Consider the following 25,438-nt stretch of genomic DNA (forward strand, 5'->3'; position numbering starts at 1 on the left):
GCCCCTCCTCCCTTTGACATTCAATAGACTACATTCCATATTTAGCAACTACCCATCCCAATTATTCATTGCCCGTTGCCCATTTCTCATTTATTTTTTGACCTTCTGGCTACCTTTATATATTAAGAAATTGTGAACTCAATATTATCATTTACAGGGAAGCCGCAATTCAAGTAGGTTTGCCAAAATTTTTACTTTAATGAATGCTAAAGGCAAGATCCTGATTGCAGACGACGAGCCTGATATAGTTGAAATTATCCGGTATAATCTTACCAAAGAGGGATACGAGATAGTAACAGCTAATAATGGGGACGATGCCATTCAAAAAGCCAAATTAAGTCAGCCCGACCTGATAATCCTGGATATAATGATGCCTCGCAAAAACGGGGTGGAAGTTTGTGAAATATTACGTGCCCAGCCGGCCTTTAAAGATACCGTTATCGTGTTTTTAACGGCGCTCAGCGATGAAAGCTCGCACGTAAAAGGGCTGGAAACCGGGGCAGACGATTATATCAGCAAACCTGTTAGTCCTAAAATACTCGTAAGCCGCATTCACGCCATTTTTCGCCGCATCAATAAAGAACCGGAGGAAAAAGTAATAAAGATCGACAACCTTGAAATTGATCCGGTTAAGTTTGAAGCCAAGGTCGACAGCAAAGCGGTGGTATTAGCAAAAAAAGAATTTGAATTACTCTACCTGCTGGCCTCCAAACCGGGCCGTGTTTTCCTGCGCAATGAGATCCTTAACCAAATTTGGGGTAACGATGTAATTGTAGGTGACCGGACCATTGACGTTCATATTCGAAAAATCCGTCAAAAGTTAGGCATCGATTGCATTACCACAGTTAAAGGAGTGGGATACAAATTCACCATGTAATTTGAAAATGTGTTAATTTGAAAATTTGAAATGAAAAATTGCTAAAAGTGATGACCGCTAACAGAATGTAGGGCTGTAATTTCAGGGCCCATTTCAAATTAGCTCATTATCAAATTTTCAAATTGGTCTATGCCTTCAGCCAAAAATCTATCACCCCGACAGTTAGCCGCTTTCACAGCAGGAATCTTAGCTGTTCCTGTTGCTATTGGCATATTTATCCTTACGCTCAACTGGAAAGTAGGCCTGGGCTCACTATTATTGGTTTTTGCCGGGAGTTACTGGCTGGTTCTGGTAACCATGGAAAGATTCATTTACCGAAAGATCAAATTGATCTATAAGCTCATCTATCAAACCAAGGCTACCAAAAAAGAAGAGATGTATTTCAAATACATTCTTCCTCAAAAAAGCATCGACGAAGTACGGGCCGATGTGGAAGAATGGGGCGAACGCCGCATTCGTGAAATTGAGCTGCTACGCCAAAACGAGGCGTACCGGAAAGAATTCTTACAAAACCTGGCCCATGAATTCAAGACACCCATTTTTGCCATTCAGGGTTATGTAGACACATTGCTGGGCGGCGCCATGGAAGAAGAAGCCATTAGAAAAAGATTTTTAGAGAACACCGCCAAGAATGTAGATCGCCTGGTAAACCTGATGACCGACCTGGATGAAATTTCAAAACTGGAACGAGGCGAGCAACTACTGGCCAAACAAAATTTTATTATCCAGGACCTCATTCGCGAAATATATGATTCGCTATCGATAAAAACGCAGGCTAAAAACATTCGTACCATCATTAAAAAAGGATGCGAAGCCCCCATCACCGTTTTTGCCGATAAAGAAAAAGTAAAACAGGTATTGATCAACCTCGTTGAGAATGCCACCAAATACGGTAAACAAAACGGAAACATCGTAGCCAGTATTTACGATACCGACGACCAGCATGTACTGGTTGAGATCAGCGATGATGGTATTGGGATTGAAGAAGAACACCTCCCCCGCATTTTTGAGCGCTTTTACCGCACCGACACCGCCCGCAGCCGCGATAAAGGCGGAACCGGCCTGGGCCTCGCTATTTGCAAACACATTATTGAAGCGCACGGGCAAAGCATTCACGTACGCAGTACGCCCGATGTGGGCACCACGATCGGGTTTACCTTAGAGTCGAAACGGGACTGATGCCTTCACTTCTACATTCAATATTGGATATTCATTATTCGACATTTCTTCCCTTTTTCAATCCTCATTTTTAATTCTTCAGTCTTTATTTCTCTAAATACCTTTCTTCGATTCTTACATAAAACTATTTATTTCCTCTGAATAGTCCTTGTGGCATGTGCGCATAACCCAGCATCCTCCGTTTCTTTGATGCAATATCCAATTCTATGAAGAAGCTGAGACGGACGGTTTTACTACCTGTGATATTATTTCTGACGCATAACAGCCAGGCCCAATGTGCTAACCAACTCACCACGCTTTCCTACGATACTACGGTTAATGCACTGGGTAACTCCTTATATAATTTTACGTTCCCCCAGTTTAATCCAACACTGGGCACCCTAACCGAGGTAAAGATCAATTCCAAAGTAACCCTCGTGTACAATTTCAGTTTGGAGAATGGAGAATTGAACCCGGTAAATAATTACCGCGTGAAGGTATTCCGGGATGATGAGATCAGCAGCACGTCCTTGCTTTCTCCCTTAACCAATTCTTACCAGCGACAATACGGGTTTTATGCCCTCGCAGGTTCTGATGGCATTCCCGATTCAGGCCCTGACTTTACCCAACAGGGCCCCTTATATGTAATGAACCAGCAGAACATAAATTACACGCTTTCCAATACGGCAGATTTCTTTGGCTCAGGCACGGTGATGTTCGACTATACAACATCTACCTATTCCGCCGCCCAGGGCAGTATCAACAATAACCTGTTTGGTTCGGCACAGGATGCGGTGAATTTCATTATCACGTATACGTACTGCCCACAAATTGTTCTGGCGGCCGATATCCGTTCTTTCACCGCCAACAAGTTAAACGACGCTACCATCGATATTAAATGGATCACTCAAAACGAAAAAAACAATCAGTCTTATGAACTACAGAAAAGTACAGATGGAAAATCTTTTGGAAGCATTGCTCAGTTTGCTGCAAAGGCCAGTTCCACGCAAACCGGCTCCTATAGTTATTCGTACACGGTGCAACCAACCGACAACAGCAAGACCCTTCTGTTCAGAATTAAACAAATAGAAGCCGATGGTTCGGCCAGGTATTCGGCTGTTCATGCCGTTCGGGTAACTTCTAAAACGAATGAACAACCTAAAATATATCCGAACCCTGCCAAAACCGCCACCAATCTTATCTTCAGCAATACAAAGCGAAATAACTGGCAAGTGAGTGTATATTCGGTAAACGGTCTGTTGCTGAAGCGCTATTATTTTAATAATGCCCTCACCGGTAAAATAAACACCGCGAACGATCTTGAAAAGGGTGTGTATATGGTGCGATCGGTAAACAAAACCACACAGGAAGAATTTGTTCAGCAGCTTATTGTTCAATAAGCCTTCCGGTTAAAATATATTAAGGAGAAAATGGTCGTCAGAACACCTATGCCAGAAAAGATCACCACACTGGTTGGGTAAAACTGCGTCCAGGTTAATTGCAACCCAGCCATTTCTTTCACTAACATTACCGACATGCTGCCCAGGTATCCCCAGGCATCGGCTATATAAATTAAAAAGCCAACGTTGCCTGCTATTTTGAATGCAGCGATCAGTCTTTCAAAATAAATACAATTGAAAGGAATATAGCCCATATACAATCCCAGCCCAGCCAATTGCATCCATAACACACCGGGTATAAAACCAGTTAAAAACAACGCAGAGGAAATACCGGCTATTAAAAATCCGGCGACAATGACCCAATGAATTAATTGCAATGCCCTGATATTTTTTCTGATAACAACCAGCAAACTCATTATCGCCAGCACAATGACCGAAGTGATCGTTTCGGTTTTGGTAAAGATGGCCGGCTTTTGACCATATCCCAGCTCATTCCACATATTAGCCATAAAATTGTCGCGCAAATCGCGCATAATGGTCAGGAACAGGTAAGTGACCACTACGGCAACCACCCCGCCGCCAAACGATCGCAAAAAGCGTTGCCGGTCTTCGCGGGTCATAGGCAAGCGCACATTTCGTTCCATTATATCATCTGCATCAGGATGCGGTACTCTTTCCAGCAAATACATAAAAATAACTAACGGCAATGCAAACACCAGCCCGGTAGCAAAGCCCAGCCATTGCTCCCCTACCTGCCAGCTATCGCGCAACCAAACTGCTACCGACCGGCTGAAACCCCCGGCAAATACAAAGCTTACCGCCATAGCAGCACCGATAAAATCAGTTGCCCGGCGTCCTTCGGCATAACTGAAAATAATACCCCACATAAAACCGAGCATAAAGCCATTGCCAAACAAACACAGCATTCCCCAGGGAGCAGGCACTATTGCAAAAAGCAGCAAACACAGCCAGGCAGCGCCAATAAGCACGGCACTGGTTTTCCAACGGCCCAGTCTTTTTAACTCCGAAATAAATTTAATGCCATAAAACTTGCTGGCCATGTAACCCAGTCCCTGGCTAAGGATCAACAAGGTTTGATATTTTATTCCCCAAAACGACTGCCCCTCAAAAGTGGCTACAGTAAAGGCTTTGCGATAAGCGAAAATACATGCATATGTAAAAAAGGCTACAGCGGCTGTGTATAAAGCTACTACTACCTGCCTGGTTGAAAAGGCAGCTACCACAGGAGTTTCTGTTGACAAACGAATGCAGTTTATATTGAAAAATGCTGTGCAATAACGATTACGTAAAATAAGGAATTACCGGGAAATGCTGAATGCTTAAGGCCTAACGCTCAACGCAAAAACCTGCAATATGGGCATTTCGCGTTCGGCGTTTTGCATTCCGCGTATTGCGCTTGGCATTCCGCGTTTTGCAATCTGCGTTTGGCGTTCTGCGTTCCACCTTCTGCATAAAAAAAAGGGCGAAACTTGAAAAAGCTCCGCCGGTCAACATTAAGAAACTGCTACGATTGTTATTTATGTATAACACACAGCAATAAAACGGATACTAAGATACAATGGCCATATTACCGTATTCTTACGACAGTGTGAACAAATGATTACGTTTAAAACCCAACGCTGAATACTCAACGCTTAACGCAAATTCCGGCCATACGAACATTTCCTGTTGATAGTTCTGCATTTGGTGTTTGGTGTTTCGCGTTTTGCGTTCTGTATTCTGCATTTGACTTTCCGCGTTTAATGTTCTGCGTTTTGCGTTCTGCATAACAATTCCTTTACACAACCCTAACAGGGACTTAATACTCCTGTAACACTTTGGTCATATATATGTATGAATTTTGAAAAACCCAAACTCAATGGAAAAAAGAGCAGTCGACGTGGTTGTTATATCTGATGTACACCTTGGTACATACGGATGTCGTGCAAAGGAGCTGGTTGCTTACCTCAAAAGTATCCTGCCTAATATTCTTATCCTGAACGGGGACATTATTGACGGGTGGCAGTTTTCAAAACGCTACTTCCCTGCCTCACACATGGCCGTTATTAAAGAAGTGTTGAACCTGATCATGAAAGGGACCCGCGTTTTTTATATTACCGGCAATCATGATGAACTGCTGCGTCGTTACAGCGATTTCCAATTGAGCCATCTTACGCTGACCGACAAACTGGTGCTTGAGATAGATAATAAAATGACCTGGATCTTTCATGGCGATGTGTTTGACAATACCACCAAAGGCGGCGCCAAATTTTTGGCTAAGCTCGGGAGCAGCGGTTATGGCGCCCTGATATTGTTTAACAGGCTGGTGAACTTTGTTTTAAAAGCCTTTGGGCGGGAAAAATTATCTATTTCAAAAAATGTAATGGCAGGGGTGAATAAAATGGCAAAGATCAATGAGTTTGAACAAATAGCTGCCGAACTGGCCATTGAGAAAAAATATGACTATGTGATCTGCGGCCATATTCACCAGCCACAAAAAAGAGAGATCGAGAACGACAGGGGAAAAGTCACCTACCTGAACTCGGGCGACTGGGTGGAACATTTAACCGCCCTGGAATACCGGCAAAATGAATGGAACATCTTTGAATACAATGAAAAAGATTTCCCGCAAACGGCCATCGATATTCCGGCCAAAGTGAATGTGCTCACAGACGAGATCAGTTTTTATATTAACTCATTAGCAATTTAAAGTCCCGAGCGAAGGATAAACATATATGAAAATATTTTACGCAATACAGGCTACCGGCAATGGACATATCAGTCGCGCCATGGAGTTGTTACCGTATTTACAGAAATATGGTACAGTTGATATCTTTTTAAGCGGCGCCAACAGTACGTTGTCATTAAATGCGCCCATAAAATACCGCAGCAAAGGATTGAGCCTTTTTTATACGTGTGAGGGCAGCCTTGATTACTGGAAGATCGTTCGCGGCATATCTCCGTATAGAGTAATGAAAGAAGTGCGTGACCTGCCGGTAGAAAAATACGACCTGGTAATAAACGATTTTGAATGTATTACGGCTTTAGCCTGCGCCCGCAAAAAAGTGCCTTCGGTAAACTTCGGTCACCAGGCCAGCTTTTTATCGAACAAAACACCGCGTCCTGAAAAACCCAGTAAAGCAGGCGAATGGATACTGCAGAATTATGCGCGGGCTACCAATTATATCGGCTTGCATTTCGAAAGCTATGATGATTTTATTTTCTCGCCGGTAATAAAGGAAGAAATATTACAGGCCGAAGCCAGCAATAAAGGTCATATTACCGTTTACCTGCCTTCGTATTGCGATAAGCAGTTAATTAAATTACTGCAACCATTTAAAGACCATCGCTTCGAAGTGTTCTCCCGCCAGGCAAAAACGCCTTATACCATCGATCACATGAATTTCCGCCCGGTTGATACAAAAGACTTCAACCGTAGCCTGATCACCTGCCATGGCATCGTGTGCGGCGCAGGTTTTGAAACGCCGGCAGAAGCCCTGCACCTGAAGAAAAAAATGATCGCCATTCCTATCCAGGGACAATACGAGCAACAATGCAATGCGGCGGCGTTAAAGAAAATAGGCATTACAACCCCTGATAAGATCGATGACGATTTTACCGATACATTCAATAACTGGGTGAATGATCCCAACACACCCACCGTTCAATACCGGTACTCAACCGAAGCCATAATCAATATCCTCATGTATCGCTGCACCGATCTGAAATCTTCATTAGACATACCCTACCCTGACCTTATTTTCAATTAAGATAAAACCGTTCTTCCACTTTTTACCAGATGTGCCACGACTTTCTGCAAGCGTGGCACTTTTTGCGTTTTATACAATGCTGCAACCGGTTTGGGATATTCCATGATAATAAAAAAAGAGCCGTCACGATAGAAATCGAACGGCGTCAGTCACATGAGAGAAATAAACTCTCACTTTATAGAGAATCTTAGTAAGATTGAAATTTGTATTAATAACGCTGGAAGCTCAGGATATTGCTTTCAGGTAGGATAAAGAGGGTTAAAGATACTTCCGCAACCGTAAAGATTCATAATTATTTATAGAATTTTACCTTTTTCTTACAATTTTCAAATAAATACCCACTTGCGTTTAAATTTATCTAGTTTTTACCACAATTCATTTACAAACATCTATTCTGTAATTTATAATATAATGAGTTTCTGAATAAAAGCCGTCCCGGCTCAACCGGGACAGGCTTACTAATAACAGCATCTGTTAAATGACATGAACGGTATAGAAAAATGGAATCAACGCAAGGTAGCAAGGCACTATTAGCGGGTTGTTACAGCAGCGTTAAGAAAAGAAGAATTGCTGATTTGGAGGTTTGGAGATTTCTTGATTTCTTTTGCTTTCAGCAGTTTTTGCCTTTCCAATCTCAAAATCACAAAATCCCTAAATCAGAAATCCCCAAAGATTTAATATTACCTAATTGTTAAGTTTCGTATATTAATGGTGGAATTGATCCCGTGAAAAAGTATACGACCATATTAATCCTTCTGGTAACCTTCGCTTTCCGGCCAAATGATACACTGGCCACTCCCATTCAATTTGATTTTTGCGGAGAACTGATCACATTTGATTTTGACAGAACGCTGGTACCCAGTACCCCCGTTTTATCGAATGAAGCATCTATCACTGAATTCTACCAAAGCCTGACCAGCAAAGATTATGATGGGCTGATAAATGCCCTGCTTGCCTATAAAGAGAAGTTTAAACCCGATGACTGGTTGTATTATCAGCTCATCAGGAAAGCAGCACAGCAAATAAGTCCCAAAACCGATAATTACCACCGGTATACCTTGTATAAATGGTATTTCCTGTGCAGGTCGGGCTATGATGCCCGCCTGGCCACCTCAGGCGATTACATCCTGTTTTATATCCGTTGCGAAGAGAATACGTATAATATTCCCAACCGCACGGTAAATGGCAACCAATATGTTTGTTTGAATTACCATGATTATGGCAATAATATCGACTTTCGGCTCCATAAATTCGATATACTAAAACTCGCTGTTCCCGAGGCCAGCAACAGCTTTTCTTACAAGATCACGCACCTGCCCGAATTCAAGTCAAGTGACTATAAAGAGAAGGACCTGCGTTATACATATAATGACAATGAATATCATTATAAAATAAAACTGAATACCCAAATACAATCACTCTTTATAAATTACCCGGTGGTTGATTATGCGTTGTATCTCAATATTCCGCTCAGTCGTGAAACCTATTACTCGCTGATCCCGCTATTGAAGAAAAATATGAAAGGGATGAATGTCAAAAGCGGAGTTGATTATCTGATGCGGTTTACCAGGTATGCTTTTTTGTTTGAACCCGATGCCCAGGTCTTTGGCGCTGAAAAGCGGTTGTCGCCCGAACAAACGTTGTTGTATGATCAAAGCGATTGTGAGGACCGGGTGGCGCTCTTTTATTGCCTGGTAAAAGAAATATACGATCTGCCGATGATCGTACTATCGTATCCAAAGCATGTAACAATAGCTGTACAGTTCGATAAGCCGTATGGCAAACCCATCATTTATAATGGCAACAAATACTCTATTTGTGAGCCAACCCCGCAAAAAACAGATCTGCGGATAGGCCAATTGCTTCCCGAACTTTCCAGGGAAGCGTATGAGGTCACCTACGTGTATAATCCTTCCAAAAAATAAAGTCTTAGTGCTTTAATTGACGCTTCAGTAAAACCCTTGCAGAATCATCGAGGTTGGTGAAATGGGTTACGCCGTTTATTACATATGCAAAATACCGGCATGAGTCGGCAGTAGCGGCATAAATGGTTTTATACACTTCCCCGTTTCTAAATAAAAACAGTTTAAAGTCATTGGCGCAGGCATTCTTCTGCGCGGGAGTATCCAATATATAGTTACTGATAAGACGAATAACAATACTGTCTTTAATAAACATTCTGTCGTAAACTCTTTGATTAGCCGGATCAGGATAGTATAACAATTCAATGCTGTCTGTTTTTGAAACATCAATACGATCTGGCGATGTAACAGCAACAGGATCGGCCCCTTGCTCCTTTTCGTTTTTAACTTGTGAATTACAGGCCACTATAAAAACCAGGGCAACAGAAAAAAGTACAGCGTATGCGTTGCGCATATAAAGTGTTTAAGGTCTTGAAAGGCGAAAAATACAAAAACCCGCTCTGTAATGAACGGGTTTTTACAATAAATACAATCTCTTTATTAATAAGTGTTCGTCTTCGGTGAGAAGCTTGTCCAACCCTGTAACCAGTTGGTTGTGCCCACTGCACCTCTGAAGGTACCAGTGCTTTCAAAGAAGGCATCCATTCCGGTAAAGCTGGCTCCGATCAATGCAGGAGAACCAGAAGCTGGCGTTACATCGGGAGCGCTGATGTTAAACGGATTGGTCAATTTGATATCAGCCGGGTTAGTAAAGGTATTGCAACCTTCTGATTCGGCTTTGGTTTTGATATCGGCAATTGTTATAACTCCTGTTGAAGTGGTAAAGTAGGGATTTGCAACAGCATGCACCAGGTTGTTCTTGAATACTGCGGTACCAGCTACATAAGCCTGTGCAGTTGCATCAGATTCCATTACGAAACCACCGGCATTGTAGCCCATGATGATAGAGTTACGCAAAGAGAACTGTGTAGCTCTTCTGAAACGGTTACCATATTTATGGCGGGTGTTGGTAGAGGCGCTGTTAGGTCCAACGAAGGTGAAGTTCGACAAATTAGGTTTGGTGTAAGGCGTGGCAGTGGTTCCGCTACCATCATTATCACACTCGATACCGTTATTATCATCACCGTTATCAACAGTGTTGGGGTCTTTAATTACCACACCGAACTGAATTTTACCGGTGTAACCGAAATCAAAGTCAAAATCATCATCAGAGCAGGCATAGGTAATCATACGTTTTCCAGATACAGTTCCACCAAAGAACTCATATCCATCGTCATTACCATATGAAACCTGGATATTTTCCAGTGTAGTGCCGCTACCAACGCCACCCAGGGTTAAGCCGTTGATCTCGCTGCCAGCAAAAGCAGCAATACCGGCAAACTCAATTCTTACATATTTTAATGAACCTGAATTATCAGCATCATCTGTTCCACCATAAGGACGGTCGAGACCACCTTCAATAACCGGTGTAGCAGAACGGTTAGTTTTTGCTTTACCCAACAGAACTACGCCACCCCAGTCGCCAGGAGCGCGTGAACCTGCAGCTTTTCCTGAAGTGAAAACGATTGGCTTAGCTGCAGTACCTTCAGCCATCAGTTTACCGCCTCTTTCAACACACAGGGCAGCTTTAACCGCTGTATCGCCCACGATCACCGTACCAGGTTCAATGGTAAGTGTTACACCGTTGGCAACATATACATATCCTTTTAACGTCCACTTTTTATCAGCAGTAAGTGTTTTGTTTTCGGTTAGGGTTCCCTGAAGTGTAGTGTTTGTAGGCGCAGGTGTTGTATCATCATCTTCATCATCCGATTTCGTACAACCTGTGGCAAGAACCGCAGCCACCGCTAACATTGTCAGGAATTTTGTGTGAATCATCATAAAAATATGCGTGTTTAATTTTATGCAAAAGAAAACCTAGTGCGTTAAGCGAATATTAAGTATCGGTTAAGCCAATATTATGTTTAACGATTAAAAATTGTAATTAAAGCTGAGACCAAGGCTGGTTCCAAATCTGCTGCTGGCCCATACGCGGTCTTCGCTTGATTTATAGGAGCGTTTAGAAATTTTATCGGTGTCGATCCGGTAGTTCTGGTAAAAAACAGATTTTTGATTTAACAGGTCAGAAATGTTCAGCCTGATCTCACCTCTCTTGCGCAATACCTTTTGACTTAACTGGAAGTCAACGATCGTTCTTCCATTCTCATAAATGTCAGGTATCCCCTTTGGATCATTACCTACTGCTTCTATACGTTGACCTATCCTGTTCACCAGTAAGCTGGCAGAAAAATTATTGCTGCCGGCATAGGTTAAACCTGCGTTGATAACATATGGAGATTGGCCTTGCATCGGTCTGTCTTTATCGGCAACAGCAATATCCAACCCATCAACATTCACATTCGATTTAATGATGGCGGCATTGGCAAAGATGAACAGATCTTCTAACCAGGATTGTTTTCCTAAAAAGCTCAAGCGCTTTTTGATCTCGGCTTCAATACCATAATTCAAGGCATACTTGGCATTAAAGTATGACAATACCATATTTAATGAGCTGGATCCGGCATCTACGTATTGTTCAATAGGTTTATTAAAATGCTTAACAAATACCGAAGCAGAGATCACTTCGCCGTTCGATGGGTATGTTTCATAACGCAGATCAATATTGGTGTTCTGGCTTCTTTCGAGTTTTGTATTACCTCTAACCTGTACGTTGCGTACGAAATCATAGAAAGAGAAATTGGCAATTTCCCTGAACTCGGGACGGCTTACCGTACGGCTGGCAGAGAATCTTAAGTTACTGCTGCTGGTGAGCGAATAGGTAAGGTTCAAGGATGGAAGGATGTCGAGATAATTTTTATCTGCTTTTACTTTCAGGCCAGAGAAATCAGCCGTATTTACTTCAAATCCGAAGTTCTCAACCCGCAACCCCCAGACCAATCTGAATTTTTCATTCAGGCGGTTGTCGAACATTACATAACCTGCATTCAACATAGAGTTGGCATCGTATTTATCTGTTGTGTTGGTAACTTCTTCCAGGGCAAAACCATCTTTATTCATGTTGGCGTCCTGGAAAATATATTTAACCGGCATGGTCAAATAACCTTCGTTGAAGTTAGAACCTGGCGCCCTGTTGTAGCGGAAAATGCGGGCAGAAAATTCACGGAATTTATACTGTGATAATACACCAAGTTTAATAGTACTTGCCTTATCGCCAAATAAATTAAATGGTCTGGAATAATTAACATTACCACCAACGGCATGTTCTTCCAGGTTGGCAAAAAAACGGTAGGTATCTCTCAATACTACTTCGTAAGGCACATCGTTCTTGTTGGCATCCGCTTCAGATTTAATAAACGGCGCAAATTTATAATCGGGGTTATCGCGAAGCGTTAAAGCATAATTCACATTCCAGGTGAGCTTTGATTTATTCTTCAAAGAATGGTCGCCTTCCAACTGGGTGCTGTACAAGGTTTTTACAACCGTTTCACCACCCTGCGCGTAAACTGACGCATTGCTGCTATAATATTGTACCCCTCTTCTGATCAGGTTTGAATTCTCAAACAACCTGTTGAACAAATTCTTGAAAGAGATCTTTGTGTTCCCTTTTTTATAAGAAAGGTTCAGCAAAGCGCCTATACTTGTAGTGAATTTATAAGTAGTATCATTATAATTATAAGCAGCGCCATTTACCTGGGTAAACTGGTTATCATATTCCGATCTGAAACCTTCCACTAACGTTTGACTGTTGCGGTAAGTAAGCGCCAATATTGAACCCAATACGGCTGAATTCTTCAATTCAAAACGTTTTCCCCAGCTCAGTTGATAGCTTTGATTGGGTAAAGCATTTCCATTGTAACGGTCGCCATAAGTGTTCTTCAGCAATTTGGAATATTCAGCACGTGGTTCAAAGTCCTGTCCCTGAAATTTTGATCTTGATGGGAAATTTGCAGGCAACTTACGACTGCCATCATCAAAACCCAGGTAATCGGTTTGCGATACATATCCCGGATTAAAATCTTTACCGGTTGAAATGGTATTATAACTTACGCCGGCGCCCAGGCTTAAAAAGTTTTTGCTGGGAACATCTTTAGTGGAAACCTGCACTACACCACCTGCAAAATCGCCAGGCAGATCGGGATTTGCAGTTTTATAGATCATGATATTATCTATAAGGCTGGAAGGAATAATATCGAAAGAAAACGCTCTTCTATCAGGTTCAGTGCTTGGCAGCATGGCGTTATTGATAGTAGCCACGTTATACCGGTCAATCAAACCACGTACAACTACAAACTTGTTGTCCTGGATAGAAGTACCGCTAACTCTTTTTAATACTTCACCAGTATTTTTATCGGGTGATCTTTTTATTGTTTCAGCAGAAATACCATCAGAAATGCTGGCATTGTTCTTTTGCATGTTCAGCAGGGCAAAATCAGTTTCGCGCTTTGCCGATACACTTACCACCACCGCTTTTAATTCTTTGCTTTTAGCCTGCATTACTATATTCAGTTCCTGTAAACCGTCAGCGTCGAGTTGAACATCTGTAATGGTTTTATCATCATAGCCAACTGAAGTTAACGTAAGCGTATACTTTCCTGGTTTCAGCTTTAATAAGAAACGGCCTTCCACATCAGTAGCAATTCCAGCGGCATGGTTATCAATTTTAATAGAAACGCCACTGAGCGGTTCGTTTTTCTCATTAAGAACTTTTCCGGCGATCTTACCGGTTTGGGCATACGTAATTGTAGCGGTCAGCAGGCTAATAATTACAAGAACAAGAATTTTACGCACAAATAGTGGGTTTATTTGCGGCAAAAGTATCCTCGGCCTGTTATCGCTATGTTACCCGCATGTTAAGAAATTATTAACAGACATGGATTAACCCCTAAAAAAGGCCCTAATATTAATGGAATGCTACGCGAATGTTATGACTATGTTACGGGAATATTAAACTATTGAAAATCAGCAATTGCGAAAAAAATTGGCACAATAATAATTACCAATATTGCAGTAGGTGCTGGTTGTCAACCATTAAAACCGGAATTGCAGCCGCGTAGTAAACACATTATCCTTTAAATCGCTGGTATAACCGGCCAATGAGGTCTTTTCATTTTTAACGAACTCGTACCATAACATCAACCGCACATTTTCATTAACAACAAAATTATAGCCAACGTTGAGGGTAGAATATTTGATATTGGTGGCATTTATATTATTACCGTCCTTGCCTATCTCTTCTCCTTTTACCTGCGTATTGGGATCGTACCAATCGTATTTAATACCCAGTTGGTGACGGCTGCTTGCAATATTTTGCAACAGGTAAATAAAAGCGCCATCGAATTTGCGAACATAATATGGCTCCTGTAATAAGGCCGTAGGCGTTTCAGAAGTTCCGGCTGATGATGTTTGCCTACCACGCCAGTATTCTGCACGCAATTCAGTATTACCATAACTATGTTTCCACTTTAATTGCATATCGGCGCCATAATACTTGCGAGGGGCTTTGCGACCAACATTTTCGGCAGTCGAATCAACCATAAACAGTTTGCCGTTTAGGTCCTGGTTAATTGCGTAAGTATATTTTGTGTTCTGGAACAGTCCGCCATTGAAATAAGAAAGACCGCCTGAGATAAATAACTTTTTGTTTAGCGGGTATGGCTTCAGGGAAGTGCGGGCAATAAGATCTTTATATGAATCATATTCTGCATTAGCGGTAAGGCCCTGGCCATTGAATAAGCCTATATCAACTTTAAGATGGCGCAATGGATGATCGCTGAAGCGGGGTTCAAATGAAACCATGGCGCCCAGGTCGCGTTCATTTCTCATCAAAATCTGCGACATCCTGCCCCGCTCGGGCGATTCACGATCGGCAGAGCTCATGTTCACTTCATAGCCAAATGGACGGGCAAACATGCCCGTTGTAAATTGAAAGACCTTCCATTTATTTTCAAATATCCTTCCCCAGAAATCGCGGATAACAACGCCCCGTTCGGTACCATCAAACTGGAATACGAAATAAATGGAGATCTGGTCATTATTATTCATGCGCACATAATCTAGCCGTACGCGCCCCCGCCTGAGCATGAACCTGCTGTTTGCATGGGTGGCAAAATCGCCTCCATTCCAGCTACGGGTGCCTTTTTCCTGTGCAACCTGGAACTGGGGTTGAAGATAGCCGGTAAAATAAATGCGGTCGAACTTTTTGTACATCTGTAATATACCCTTCCCAACACTGGTAGTTGTGTCCATCATATCGGTCAGAAACTGGGCATGGAGCGTGTTGGCAATATTCAGGAAGAACAATACAACAATAACTTTTCGAAATACAGAAAATAACAATAAACGTACAAAAAGCATTACGGCAGTTTTTTCGGGGGCCAATATTAAGCAAATATTATTTTAAGATTAATTCTTCAAAACCAGGGCCACCACTTATAAGGCCAATTGGCCATACTGGTATAATATTTTTATTAAGAAAGTGGGTAACAAACCCACTTTACTTCTGAAACCGTAGTTATTAGGGAATCAATAGTTTAATTAGTATTTGGTAATCAATTTTTTAAGCGGCAAACAGGCAACTTACCGCCAATATTATCTTTGTGTTAAGAAATTATTACCGAGTACCCCTTTTTTTTATCCTATGTTATTAGTTCTATTTTTGCGACAAATTTTAGGTAATGGGTTTAAATTCTATAATGAAGATTTTCATGCCGAAGGATAGGATATTCTACTCCTTGTTTGAACAGGTTGCCCACACTGTGGCTAAAATGGGTAAAGTGATGAAGGAAGTGGTTACAGAACCCGACTTCGACAAAAGGGCCGCTTTAATTTCACAAATTGAAGACCTTGAGCATGTTAATGACGATTACACCCATAAAATATTTACCGAACTCGGTAGAAATTTCATTACCCCCTTCGACCGTGAAGATATTCACTACCTGGCCAGCGCCCTGGATGATATTGCCGACTACATTTTCGCTTCGGCTAAAAAGATCAACTTCTACAAAGTAAACCCCAACGATCAGGGCATTCAAAAAATGGCCGATCTGATTGACCAGGGTTGCGAGCAAATAAAAAATGCCGTATTGCAATTGCGCGATATGCGCGATATGCGCCAGATCACCGATGCCCTGGTGAAAGTGAACAGCATTGAGAACCAGGCCGACGATATTTTTGATATGAGTATCGACCGCCTGTTCGAAACCGAACCCGATGCAAAAGAAGTAATCAAAAAGCGGGAAATTTATCAGGTAATGGAAATTGTAACTGATAAATGTGAAGATGCCGGTAACGTTATTGAATCTATTATTATTAAATACGCGTAACAGACAGGACCTGTTTTTACCTAACCGCTGCCGCAATGCTTACATTATTAGTTATTATCATTATACTCGGACTGGCTTTCGATTTGATCAATGGTTTTCACGACGCCGCCAACTCTATAGCAACTGTTGTTTCTACCAAAGTATTAACTCCCTTTCAGGCTGTTGTTTGGGCTGCTGTTTTCAACTTCGTAGCCTTTTGGATCTTCGATTTGAAAGTAGCCAACACCGTTGCCAAAACCGTACACAGCGATTCTATTAATTTATATGTGATATTCGCCGGCCTTATAGCCGCAATCAGCTGGAATTTGCTTACCTGGTGGTTTGGCATTCCTTCCAGTTCATCGCATACGCTCATTGGCGGATTTGCCGGAGCAGCCGTAGCACACGCTGGCAGTTTTGATGTAATTAACCAGAAGGTGATTTTTGATACCGTTATATTTATTGTACTCGCCCCTTTTATTGGGATGTTCATCGCCTTCATAATTACAGTTCTTATTGTGAACCTTTGCCGAAAGGCCAATCCCTATCATGCCGACAAATGGTTCCGGCGAATGCAGTTAGTATCATCTGCCGCCTTTAGTTTGGGGCACGGCGGTAGCGATTCACAAAAAGTAATTGGTATTATTACCGCCGCCATGGTGGTGTTTGGCGCATGGATGACGCAACATGGCCTACCAATACCGGCATGGGCTCATATACAGCAAGTAGTGGATGCGCATGGTAAAACAACTTTTGGCCATGTACCTCAATGGATACCTATTACATGCTATATATGTATTGCCCTGGGTACCATGATGGGTGGCTGGCGTATTGTAAAAACAATGGGTACCAAAATTACCAAAGTAACGCCGCTAGAAGGCGTAGCCGCTGAAACAGCCGGCGCCGTTACCTTATATGGTGTTTCGCAAGGTTTAGGTATACCAGTAAGTACAACGCATACCATTGCAGGTTCAATTATGGGTGTAGGTATGACCAAACGTTTGTCAGCCGTACGCTGGGGTATTTCCATCAACCTGTTGTGGGCATGGATACTTACCATACCTGTCAGTGGTTTACTCGCCGCTATTGTATATTTTATATTGAAGCTTATCAATCCAGTTAATTAGAATTTTTGAAATAAGAGGTAGGAAGTAATTGCGGATTTTGAGTTTGGTGATTTTGAGATTTACCCTGGTTTAACTTTCCGATAAATCTCAAAATCTCTAAATCCCGAAATTTCTAAATCTTCCTACCTCCTACTTCTTATCCTACAAATCTCAAACTACCCTATCGAACAATCCCACTAGCTCCTAGCCTCTTACCACTCGCTATTCTCTGCTTCATACCTCCTGTTTCTTACCCCCTACTGGCCACAAACTTCCCTATCAAACTTCGCACCCGCTACTCCCCACCCGCTTCTTCTTTTTGTATTTCCAGCCGTTTCTTATTACTTTGGCATAATTTATACGCACCTTATAAACTTTGTAAATAATAGTTTGAATGAAAGGAATCATTTTAGCCGGGGGTTCAGGCACACGATTGCACCCAATAACCTATGCTATCAGCAAACAGATCATGCCCATTTACGACAAGCCGATGATCTATTATCCGCTGTCTACCCTAATGCTGGCAGGTATCCGTGAAATCCTGATCATTTCTACCCCGCACGATCTTCCCCAGTTTAAAAGATTATTGAGCGACGGTTCACAACTGGGCCTGCGTTTTTCCTATGCCGAGCAGGCTGTTCCCAATGGACTGGCCCAGGCATTTGTAATAGGCGCCGATTTTATTGGTAATGACAATGTAGCCCTGGTTTTGGGCGATAATATATTCTATGGTGTTGGATTGGGAGAACAACTTTCCAAAAACAATAATCCAGACGGCGGTATTGTTTATGCTTATCATGTAAGCGATCCCGAACGATATGGCGTAGTGGAGTTTGATAAAAGCAACAAGGTTATTTCCATAGAAGAAAAACCAGCTCAACCTAAAAGCAGCTATGCGGTGCCAGGTTTATACTTTTATGATAATGAAGTGGTAACCATTGCCCGCGACCTGAAACCGAGCGCCCGGGGTGAATATGAAATTACAGATGTAAATAAAGAATATCTTCGCAGGGGGAAATTGAAAGTTTCCATTCTCGACCGAGGTACCGCCTGGTTAGATACCGGCACATTTGATTCTTTAATGCAAGCTTCCCAATTTGTGCAGGTAATTGAACAAAGGCAAGGCATAAAAATCGCTTGTATTGAAGAAATTGCTTACCGAAAAGGATTTATCACAAAAGAGCAGTTGATCACCGTAGCACAGCCCTTGCTGAAAAGCGGGTATGGACAATATCTTATGAATGTCTTGAAGGAAAGCTAATTTAAAAATTAAAAGATACAATGAGCAAAATTCTGGTTACAGGCGGATGTGGTTATATTGGATCTCACACCATAGTTGACCTGATAGAAAACGGCTTTGAAGTAATTTCGGTCGATGACAATTCACGATCAACACCCCGTATATTAGAGGGTATTGAAAAAATTACTGGCAAAAAAATAAAGAATTATAAGGTAGACCTTTGCGATTTTGACGACACCTATGCCATCTTCGCAGAAAACTCCGACATCGCAGGTATTATTCACTTTGCAGCTTATAAAGCGGTGGGTGAGTCGGTAGAACAACCGCTGATGTATTTTGAAAACAATATGTTTTCGCTCATTAACCTGTTAAAATGCGTAGCGGAGTTTAATATACCTCATTTTGTATTTTCTTCATCCTGTACAGTATATGGCAACCCCGATAAAATTCCTGTAACAGAAGCTACGCCGCCCAAACCGGCCGAATCGCCGTATGGGTATACCAAACAAATGGGCGAACAGATCATCAATGAATTTTCAAAAGCCAATCCCACCAAATGCATTCTGTTGCGCTACTTTAACCCGGTAGGCGCCCACCCTTCTATTCTGATCGGTGAACTGCCCATTGGCAAACCGGCCAACCTGGTGCCAGCCATTACCCAAACGGCTATAGGCAAAATACCAGTAATGCAGGTACATGGCGATGATTACCCAACCCGCGACGGATCGTGCATTCGCGATTATATTCACGTAAGCGATATTGCACATGCCCATACGCTTTCAATTAAATATTTACAGGAAGGCCAAAGCACCCAACGCTGCGAAGTATTTAATCTGGGTTCAGGTAATGGCGTTTCAGTACTGGAAGCCATAAATACTTTTGAAAAAGTGAGCAGTGTAAAACTCAATTATGTGATCGGTCCACGCCGGCCCGGTGACGTAATCGCCATTTACGCCAATAACGACCATGCCCGCAAAACCCTGGGCTGGGAAACCAAATATTCGCTGGAAGATATGATGAGCACTGCATGGAAATGGGAACAGCGCCTGAAAGCCGATGCCAATTTCTACCAAAGCAGGCCGGCAGATCTGAATTGATTGTTGGATTGTTCGATTGTTTGATTGTTGTTGAATGCCGAATTTCGGGATTGCTGAAAAATTTCGGGCGTTTTTACATGTCAGCCATTCAACAATCGAACAATCAAGCCATCGAACAATCGAACCATTTGTATTTTTTACGTTACTTTGCACCACCAAATTTTTAACATGCTGAAAGAAATACAGGTAACCGGACAAAAAGATACCCGCAGCGGTTTTGGCGATGGTATTGTGGAAGCAGCCCGTAAAAATCCGAATGTAGTAGCCCTAACAGCCGATCTGGCTGGTTCTATGAAACTGAACCAGTTCATGAAGGAGTTTCCCGAGCGCTACGTTCAGGTTGGTATTGCTGAAGCCAATATGATGGGTATTGCAGCCGGCTTAACGATTGGAGGAAAAATTCCTTACACAACCACCTTTGCCAACTTCTCTACCGGTCGCGTATACGACCAGATCCGTCAGTCAATTGCTTATTCGGGTAAGAATGTAAAGATCTGTGCTTCGCATGCCGGTTTAACCCTGGGCGAAGACGGCGCTACCCACCAGATACTGGAAGATATTGGTTTAATGAAGATGCTGCCTGGTATGACGGTGATCGTGCCTTGCGATTACAACCAAACCAAAGCCGCTACTATTGCCGTAGCTGAATATGTTGGCCCCGTATACCTGCGCTTTGGCCGCCCCTCCTGGCCCATATTTACCGCAGCCGATCAAAAATTTGAAATAGGTAAAGCGCAATTCTTCAGCGAAGGAAAAGACGTTTCAATTTTTGCCTGCGGTCACATGGTATGGAAAGCCATTGAAGCCGGACGCATCCTGGAAGATAAAGGCATTAGTGTTGAAGTGGTGAACATTCACACCATTAAACCGCTCGATACAGAAGCTATATTGAATTCTATTCGTAAAACCCGTTGCGCGGTTACAGTAGAAGAACATAATATCATTGGCGGATTGGGTGATGCTGTTGCACAAACTGCAGCCAAAAGCTTCCCTATTCCTATTGAGTACATCGGTACCAACGATACATTTGGCGAAAGCGGTACGCCTACCCAATTGCTGAAAAAATACGGTTTAGATACCCAGAATATCGTTGAATCGGTACATAAAGTAATTGCGAGAAAAGGATAATCCCTGTGAATGGTCAATGGTGAATGGTGAATCTGGTTCATCATTCACCATTGCTTTTTTGGTATCTCGGAGTCTTCGAATTCTCTTGTGCCTCACTTCGCCCTCACTCGCTACTTACAGCTAGCTTACTTCTCAACAAACAACCTGTTCTTCGATTTCATATAAGTAAATTCGTCATCATCGAAATGTTTTATAAAAAAGCTGGGTTCGGTTTTTCTTGCTTTGTTTTGCCGCTTACCCTGATGGAATTTATAGTACATAGTTAAAATCAATAAGATCGGCCCTGCCAGGGTAAATGACAAAAATGGTATCCATAATGAAATATCGAAGGTCCAAAGAAACCCGGCAACCAACAGATAAATACATATGCCCGGCATCATCGCATATAGAAGGACTTTTGTAAGGGCCTTTGTATTATCTACAGTGAATAAGTATGACACCTGTTTAGACAATTTTGGGACAAAGCTGGTTGTCTTAATATGATTGCAATACACTTGTATAAGTTCGGCAGAAATGCCCGTTTCCCTTAAATAGGTCTCGAAAGAAAATATTTTTCTGCCGCCACTTTCACTTATAAATCCCCTGGACTGTGGTTTAGCGATCTGTTGCACAAATTCTGTATACGCTTCTTCAGCAGCTTTTTTTACAGCAGTATCATTTTGAGTAGCTGATTGAGTTGATTGCGGGTACTCCATTATCAAAGGTTTAGAAAACTTTAAAATACCTGTTAAATAAGATGACTATTGCTTTTTGGCGTTACTTCTCAGATAGTCTTTTATTAATACGTAAGAGCAAAAGAATAATATTAGAACTATAGATCCGCCTAATAAAAATCGCAGCACATTGATCCAGTTCCAGATTGAATAACCAAACAACGACAATAACGAGGCTGTTACCAGATAAGCAAATAAACATAAACCAATAAACAGTAACGTGGTATCCCGGATAAATATAAAGGTCCGCTTTCTTTGTTCATTCATAAGGGTTGGTTTGGGACTACTGCAATGCTAATAATTACAGGTGGTATTTCAAATATTTGCCTGGTCCTTTACACATTTTTACAATTTCTATAATTTTCACTGCCAGCTGAAATATTACAAGTCTTTTAATGTAACTTATAAAAGACTGGTTTATATCTTATCATAATATATTTGTTGAGACGTTTAAACTAAACCTATTTGACAGGTTCCAATATTTATCACAGAAAACAGCTAACCTATGTCGGTGACCATGCAAGACAGCGAATTGCTGATGCAATTTCGCGATCCGGCCACTAAAGAAAAGGCCTATACGGCTATTATCAGAAAATACCAGGAAAGGCTATACTGGCACATTCGCCGTATGGTAATTGAACACGAGGACGCGAATGATGTATTACAGAATGTTTTTATAAGGGTATGGAATGGACTGGAAAACTTCAGGGAAGACTCCCAGTTGTACACCTGGCTTTATCGCATAGCTACCAATGAATGCCTCACCTACCTGGAGCAACAGAAAAAAAGAAGTTCTGTTTCGCTCAGTGATGTGGAAAGCGGACTGGAGAACAAGATCAAAGCCGATAAACATTTCGATCCTAACAAACTGGAATGGAAGCTGCAACTAGCTATTCAGCAATTACCTGAAAAACAGCGGATTGTATTTACATTGCGGTACTACGACGAAATGCCCTATGAGGAAATGAGCCAGGTGCTGGAGACATCTGAAGGGGCCCTGAAAGCTTCTTACCACCATGCGGTGAAAAAAATTGAGGATTATATCCTTAATCATTAAACTTTCATTAACAAATTTAGTCTCAGTTGGTGCAATGGAAAACAGGAACAACATATTGAATGAATTGAGGGCAATCAGCCCGGTTGTTGCCGGTATCGGCCACCAGGCCCCTTACGCTGTACCCGCCGGGTACTTCGAAGGGCTGGCTGACAGGTTGTTGCAACTGGTAAAAGCTGAGGAGGCCAACACCCCTGTTTTACCGCAGGCTGCTACTCCTTACCAGGTGCCGCAAGGTTACTTTGAAGGGTTAGCCGATAACATATTGCAGCGGGTTAAAGCCTCAACTACAAATACTGTTTTACCACAGGCTACAAATCCCTACCAGGCGCCGCTAGGTTACTTTGAAGGGTTAGCCGATAACATATTGCAGCGGGTTAAAGCCGCAGCTACAAATACTGTTTTACCGCAGGCCACTAATCCTTACCAGGCGCCGCAAGGTTACTTTGAAGGGTTAGCCGATAACATATTGCAGCGGGTTAAAGCCGCAGCAACAAATACTGTTTTACCGCAGGCCACTAATCCTTACCAGGCGCCGCAAGGTTACTTTGAAAATTTGCCGGCTACCATCCTTAACCGGGTTAAAGCCACAGATACCGATAATACGGCAGATGAGCTTGAAATCTTATCGCCCTTACTGAGCCAGATTGATAAGAAGATGCCTTTTAGTGCACCAGCCGGTTATTTCGACGAACTGGAAGAGAATGCAGTAGCAGGCGCACAAGCCATTGACTTTGTAAATGATGCACTCGAAAATCTGTCACCATTAATGAATGGTCTCAGAAGGATGCATGTATATGAAGTACCTGCCGGTTATTTTGAACAACTGCCTGGCCAGGTGTTGAAAGCAGTAAAAGCACAACAACCTGCCAAAGTAGTATCAATAAGCTTTACGCGCCGGGTAATTCGGTATGCAGCAGCCGCAGTGGCAGCAGGCCTTATTATTACAGCAGGTTGGTTTTATTTAGGTAACCGCGGTACTAAAATAGATTCCGATAATCTGAGTACAACTGTTGCAGCAGCAGTTGACAGCATCACCGATGAAATGCTGGAAAAATACCTCGAGAACCAAACACCTACTCCTGCAGAAACAGCGGTAGCCGCCACTACTGCCGTTGATGAAATAGATGCAACTGATATGAAAGATATGCTGGCCGATGTAACTGATGAAGATCTGCAGCAATATCTCGAAAAGTACAGCACTGTAAAAGACATTCAAACGAATTAATAAGTCATGAAAAAAATTATACTCATAATAGTGATTGCCTTAAGTGCATCGGTTGTTTCCGTTGCACAGGATGACGACGCAGAAAAAGGCAATGGAGGGCGTTTGGAAGCGTTGAAGATCGCCTACCTCACTAAAAAATTAAACCTGAGCACTGATGAAGCGCAAAAGTTCTGGCCCATATACAACCAGTATATGAGTGAGATCAGGAAAACCCGGATCGATGCGCGTCAGAACAAGGAAGGAGAAATTCATACTGAAGAAAAGCTATTAAATATTCGTAAGAAGTTCAATGGTGAGTTTAACAAAGCCTTGTCTTCTGAGAAAGTAAATACATTTTTTAAAGCCGAAAAGGAATTCGGATCTGTGTTGCAAAAAGAACTGATGGAACGTAGATTGCAGCGCATGGAAAACCGGAAACCTTTCAGGCAGTAAGATATTAAACTAGGTGTTTTTCATAGGTTAGCAATGGCCGGCTCTTTCCAGGGCAGGCCTTTTTTGTAATAATGAATATTGAATTTCCAACGCCGAAGTTGTATTCTATTTCGACATTCATCATTCGTTATTTGATATTCAAAATTCCCACATAGGGTTCTTCACATCGTGATAAAATAAAAACTTCCATTTTTCTTCCTCGCCTTTCTTCCACCACTGCTGACGCAACTCCATACTCTTTTTGCCGTCGTAATCGTATTTGGCTACAAAGCGGCTGCGCATCTGTTGCAGCTGCGGCGCATCATCGCCACCGAAAAACACCGTTTCACCACCATCAACGATCCAAAAGGCCTGATGGTATTTACTGTGCGCGCCGGTTATTTCGTATTTGATGTACCCGTCAATAACACCGTTGCCATGGAGCCATTCTACCTGCGGCGCGTTTTTTAAACAATCCAGTTCTTCGGGTATGTATGAGGGAAACCCTTTTTCATACACATAATCCATTTCCTGTTGCTGAATATAATACCGGGCCTGCGGAAAACTGAGTATCCGTTCCGTGCCAGTACCACTGGCTACTCCTCCGGCATGGTCTTTATGCAGGTGGGTCATCAATACTTTGGTAACCTCACCGGGGTTAATGCCATTATCCATCAGGTTCTGGTGCAATTGCAACCGGCCATTCGAATGAGCAAAACCCAAACCGGTATCCAGCAACAATACATCTTCGGAAGTAATTACTACAAAGGGTTGAATTTCCACTAATAAACTGCCCACCGGCCGTTGCTGCAGATCGTCTTTATCAGTATCAAAAGGAACAAACTGCTTTGTTTTATCTATCGTAAACGTGCCTTCACTCAGCGGAATAACTTTCATCTTTTTTGATTGTTTGATGGTTTAATTGTTCGATTGTTTGTCTTTAAAAGATCAGGCTCCACCGCCAATTGGCCAGGTGCCTAAAATTGCAGCAGGCCCAGCCATAAAACAATCAATCCATCAAACCATTTCAATT

The 25,438-nt window shown here is 42.2% G+C and carries 22 protein-coding genes; 14 read left to right on the top strand and 8 right to left on the bottom strand.

Features of this window, described 5'->3' with window-relative positions; genetic code table 11:
- The first annotated feature begins 199 nt into the window (after positions 1-199).
- From FAM09_RS04695 to FAM09_RS04705, 3 genes are all read left to right on the top strand, one after another.
- Positions 200-877 (top strand): response regulator, encoded by a 678-nt coding sequence (locus FAM09_RS04695; RefSeq protein WP_136575902.1) that lies wholly within the window; start codon positions 200-202, stop codon positions 875-877.
- A gap of 129 nt (positions 878-1,006) precedes the next feature.
- Positions 1,007-2,056 (top strand): sensor histidine kinase, encoded by a 1,050-nt coding sequence (locus FAM09_RS04700; RefSeq protein ID WP_136575903.1) that lies wholly within the window; start codon positions 1,007-1,009, stop codon positions 2,054-2,056.
- 206 nt (positions 2,057-2,262) lie between these two features.
- The gene (locus tag FAM09_RS04705; RefSeq protein ID WP_136575904.1) at positions 2,263-3,435 is read left to right on the top strand and encodes a choice-of-anchor E domain-containing protein; all 1,173 of its coding nucleotides are present in this window, start codon (positions 2,263-2,265) and stop codon (positions 3,433-3,435) included.
- Here FAM09_RS04705 and FAM09_RS04710 read toward each other — a convergent pair.
- Positions 3,429-4,697, bottom strand: coding sequence for a DUF5690 family protein (locus tag FAM09_RS04710; protein ID WP_243751595.1), 1,269 nt, complete (start codon positions 4,695-4,697; stop codon positions 3,429-3,431). The two genes, FAM09_RS04705 and FAM09_RS04710, sit on opposite strands and share 7 nt — an antisense overlap.
- A 617-nt stretch (positions 4,698-5,314) precedes the next feature.
- Here FAM09_RS04710 and FAM09_RS04715 point away from each other — a divergent pair.
- The 3 genes from FAM09_RS04715 to FAM09_RS04725 all read left to right on the top strand — a co-directional run bounded on the left by FAM09_RS04715 (position 5,315) and on the right by FAM09_RS04725 (position 9,130).
- Positions 5,315-6,145 (top strand): UDP-2,3-diacylglucosamine diphosphatase, encoded by an 831-nt coding sequence (locus FAM09_RS04715; RefSeq protein ID WP_136575905.1) that lies wholly within the window; start codon positions 5,315-5,317, stop codon positions 6,143-6,145.
- Between the two features lie 25 nt (positions 6,146-6,170).
- Positions 6,171-7,205 (top strand): glycosyltransferase family protein, encoded by a 1,035-nt coding sequence (locus FAM09_RS04720; RefSeq protein WP_136575906.1) that lies wholly within the window; start codon positions 6,171-6,173, stop codon positions 7,203-7,205.
- 725 nt (positions 7,206-7,930) lie between these two features.
- On the top strand, positions 7,931-9,130 hold the full coding sequence (locus tag FAM09_RS04725; protein WP_136575907.1) for a hypothetical protein: 1,200 nt from the start codon (positions 7,931-7,933) through the stop codon (positions 9,128-9,130).
- A 4-nt stretch (positions 9,131-9,134) separates the two neighbouring features.
- On the opposite strand, the gene FAM09_RS04730 is transcribed toward FAM09_RS04725, so the two are convergent.
- The 4 genes from FAM09_RS04730 to FAM09_RS04745 all read right to left on the bottom strand — a co-directional run bounded on the left by FAM09_RS04730 (position 9,135) and on the right by FAM09_RS04745 (position 15,481).
- The gene (locus tag FAM09_RS04730) at positions 9,135-9,581 is read right to left on the bottom strand and encodes a hypothetical protein (protein ID WP_136575908.1); all 447 of its coding nucleotides are present in this window, start codon (positions 9,579-9,581) and stop codon (positions 9,135-9,137) included.
- 86 nt (positions 9,582-9,667) lie between these two features.
- Positions 9,668-11,008 (bottom strand): T9SS C-terminal target domain-containing protein, encoded by a 1,341-nt coding sequence (locus FAM09_RS04735; protein WP_136575909.1) that lies wholly within the window; start codon positions 11,006-11,008, stop codon positions 9,668-9,670.
- A gap of 90 nt (positions 11,009-11,098) precedes the next feature.
- On the bottom strand, positions 11,099-13,915 hold the full coding sequence (locus FAM09_RS04740) for a TonB-dependent receptor (protein WP_136575910.1): 2,817 nt from the start codon (positions 13,913-13,915) through the stop codon (positions 11,099-11,101).
- Between the two features lie 240 nt (positions 13,916-14,155).
- Positions 14,156-15,481 (bottom strand): porin family protein, encoded by a 1,326-nt coding sequence (locus tag FAM09_RS04745; protein WP_208025477.1) that lies wholly within the window; start codon positions 15,479-15,481, stop codon positions 14,156-14,158.
- A 338-nt stretch (positions 15,482-15,819) separates the two neighbouring features.
- Between FAM09_RS04745 and FAM09_RS04750 the strand changes: the two genes are divergently transcribed.
- The 5 genes from FAM09_RS04750 to FAM09_RS04770 all read left to right on the top strand — a co-directional run bounded on the left by FAM09_RS04750 (position 15,820) and on the right by FAM09_RS04770 (position 20,999).
- On the top strand, positions 15,820-16,449 hold the full coding sequence (locus FAM09_RS04750; protein WP_136575911.1) for a DUF47 domain-containing protein: 630 nt from the start codon (positions 15,820-15,822) through the stop codon (positions 16,447-16,449).
- A gap of 35 nt (positions 16,450-16,484) precedes the next feature.
- Positions 16,485-17,555, top strand: a complete 1,071-nt coding sequence (locus tag FAM09_RS04755; protein WP_136575912.1) for an inorganic phosphate transporter — start codon at positions 16,485-16,487, stop codon at positions 17,553-17,555.
- 373 nt (positions 17,556-17,928) lie between these two features.
- Positions 17,929-18,795: a glucose-1-phosphate thymidylyltransferase RfbA gene (gene rfbA, locus FAM09_RS04760; protein WP_136575913.1), complete on the top strand. Its 867-nt coding sequence runs from the start codon at positions 17,929-17,931 to the stop codon at positions 18,793-18,795.
- Positions 18,796-18,815: 20 nt separating this feature from the next.
- Positions 18,816-19,871 carry a UDP-glucose 4-epimerase GalE gene (gene galE, locus FAM09_RS04765; RefSeq protein WP_136575914.1) on the top strand — a complete coding sequence of 352 codons (1,056 nt, stop codon included), beginning with the start codon at positions 18,816-18,818 and terminating at the stop codon, positions 19,869-19,871.
- A gap of 168 nt (positions 19,872-20,039) precedes the next feature.
- Positions 20,040-20,999 (top strand): transketolase family protein, encoded by a 960-nt coding sequence (locus tag FAM09_RS04770; protein ID WP_136575915.1) that lies wholly within the window; start codon positions 20,040-20,042, stop codon positions 20,997-20,999.
- Positions 21,000-21,124: 125 nt separating this feature from the next.
- Here FAM09_RS04770 and FAM09_RS04775 read toward each other — a convergent pair whose 3' ends face one another.
- Both FAM09_RS04775 and FAM09_RS04780 read right to left on the bottom strand, forming a co-directional pair.
- Complete coding sequence (locus FAM09_RS04775; RefSeq protein WP_136575916.1) at positions 21,125-21,694, bottom strand: hypothetical protein; 570 nt, start codon at positions 21,692-21,694, stop codon at positions 21,125-21,127.
- A 45-nt stretch (positions 21,695-21,739) separates the two neighbouring features.
- Positions 21,740-21,979, bottom strand: a complete 240-nt coding sequence (locus tag FAM09_RS04780) for a hypothetical protein (protein WP_136575917.1) — start codon at positions 21,977-21,979, stop codon at positions 21,740-21,742.
- A 238-nt stretch (positions 21,980-22,217) separates the two neighbouring features.
- On the opposite strand from FAM09_RS04780, the gene FAM09_RS04785 reads away from it, so the two are divergent.
- The 3 genes from FAM09_RS04785 to FAM09_RS04795 are packed head-to-tail and all read left to right on the top strand — an operon-like array spanning position 22,218 to position 24,426.
- Positions 22,218-22,769 carry an RNA polymerase sigma factor gene (locus FAM09_RS04785; protein WP_208025478.1) on the top strand — a complete coding sequence of 184 codons (552 nt, stop codon included), beginning with the start codon at positions 22,218-22,220 and terminating at the stop codon, positions 22,767-22,769.
- Positions 22,770-22,824: 55 nt separating this feature from the next.
- Positions 22,825-23,994 carry a hypothetical protein gene (locus FAM09_RS04790; protein ID WP_136575918.1) on the top strand — a complete coding sequence of 390 codons (1,170 nt, stop codon included), beginning with the start codon at positions 22,825-22,827 and terminating at the stop codon, positions 23,992-23,994.
- A 6-nt stretch (positions 23,995-24,000) separates the two neighbouring features.
- Entirely contained in the window at positions 24,001-24,426 is a 426-nt protein-coding gene (locus FAM09_RS04795; RefSeq protein WP_136575919.1) for a hypothetical protein, read from the top strand.
- A 138-nt stretch (positions 24,427-24,564) separates the two neighbouring features.
- Here FAM09_RS04795 and FAM09_RS04800 read toward each other — a convergent pair whose 3' ends face one another.
- A complete protein-coding gene (locus tag FAM09_RS04800; RefSeq protein WP_136575920.1) occupies positions 24,565-25,302 on the bottom strand; it encodes an MBL fold metallo-hydrolase in 738 nt (245 codons plus the stop codon).
- Positions 25,303-25,438 lie beyond the last annotated feature (136 nt).

Source organism: Niastella caeni, from assembly GCF_004834005.1.
Lineage (GTDB): Bacteria > Bacteroidota > Bacteroidia > Chitinophagales > Chitinophagaceae > Niastella > Niastella caeni.